General features: G+C 36.3%; 4 protein-coding genes. All 4 read left to right on the top strand.

From position 1 onward, the window contains the following. Position 1: 1 nt before the first annotated feature. Genes BUB45_RS19280 through BUB45_RS19270 form a run of 4 tightly spaced genes read left to right on the top strand, consistent with a single transcriptional unit; the run spans position 2 to position 1140 of the window. On the top strand, positions 2-232 hold the full coding sequence (locus BUB45_RS19280) for a hypothetical protein (RefSeq protein WP_073013521.1): 231 nt from the start codon (positions 2-4) through the stop codon (positions 230-232). A gap of 2 nt (positions 233-234) precedes the next feature. Further along, positions 235-432, top strand: coding sequence for a hypothetical protein (locus tag BUB45_RS20575; RefSeq protein WP_244527785.1), 198 nt, complete (start codon positions 235-237; stop codon positions 430-432). After that, complete coding sequence (locus tag BUB45_RS19275; protein WP_244527784.1) at positions 407-835, top strand: HNH endonuclease signature motif containing protein; 429 nt, start codon at positions 407-409, stop codon at positions 833-835. Before BUB45_RS20575 ends, BUB45_RS19275 begins: the two co-directional genes overlap by 26 nt. Before the next feature lie 2 nt (positions 836-837). Next, entirely contained in the window at positions 838-1140 is a 303-nt protein-coding gene (locus tag BUB45_RS19270) for a MazG nucleotide pyrophosphohydrolase domain-containing protein (RefSeq protein WP_073013520.1), read from the top strand. The last annotated feature ends 68 nt before the right edge of the window (positions 1141-1208 follow it).

The following is a 1208-nucleotide window of genomic DNA, read 5'->3' as shown; positions in this document are numbered from 1 at the left end:
AATGAAAAACACACTAGGAGACTTAAATAATCACTTATTTGCTCAGTTGGAAAGATTAAGCGATGAAGAAATAAATGGCGAAAAGCTAGAAGAAGAGATTAATAGAGCTAAAGCAGTGACTTCTGTTGCTTCCAAAATCATCGATAATGGCTCACTAGTATTGGAAGCACACAAGTTAGCAGATGATAGATTCAATGCTGATGCAAACGTTCCTAAAATGTTGGAGGGATAGCATTGAAACTTTTCACAGAAGAACAAATTGAATTTATTAAAAGTCATGTTGTTGGTAGGGGTAATGCTGATCTAGCTGCATTGGTTAACAATCGTTTTGGTTTAAGTATAACGGCAAGACAGATGAAAAATTGGAAAAGAAATCACAATTTAAGTAGTGGTTTAACAGGTCGGTTTGAAAAAAGGAAACGTTCCGGCTAACAAAGGAACAAAAGGTTTATATAACGTTGGAGGTAATAAAACATCTTTTAAGAAAGGTCAAAAAGCACACAACTATAAACCAGTTGGTAGCGAAAGAATTGATCGTGATGGTTATGTTTTGATCAAGGTATCTGATGATGGTCCATGGCAAAAAAGATGGAGACATAAACACAAGTTATTGTGGGAGAAGGCAAACGGTCCTGTTCCACCTGGACACAAGCTACTGTTCGCAGATCAAAATAAGCAGAATATTAAATTGGATAACCTAATCCTTGTGACAGAAAAACAAATGGCTACTTTAAATAAAAAGGGTCTTATAAAGAACGACGCTGATCTTACTAAAACAGGTATTCTCTTAGCTGATATTTATCAGAAAGTCAGCGAGCGTAAGAAAGGGGAATGAAAATGATAAACAAACCTATTAACCAATTATGTGCTGATGCATATGAGATAGCGAAATCTAAAGGATGGCACGATGAACAACGTGAAACAGGAACGTTACTGGCTCTTATTCATAGCGAAGTTTCAGAAGCACTTGAAGCTGACCGAAAAGGCAACCAAGAGAATTTTGAGGAAGAACTGGCAGATGTTTGCATACGTATTTTTGACCTTTGCGGCAGTAAGAATATTGATTTGGAAGATGCGATTCACACGAAAATGGAGAGAAATAAAGAAAGAAGTTACAAACACGGCAATAAAGCTTACTAGGAGGTATTTCATATGTTAACAATTGTTGAAGGCTCTCTCGATGAAGCAAAGCAAGAAATGAAATTGGT

The sequence above is a fragment of the Virgibacillus chiguensis genome (genome assembly GCF_900129865.1).
Taxonomy (GTDB): domain Bacteria; phylum Bacillota; class Bacilli; order Bacillales; family Amphibacillaceae; genus Virgibacillus; species Virgibacillus chiguensis.
Note: the sequence above shows the minus strand (reverse complement) of the source record. Positions and strands in the feature narration are given on the sequence as shown.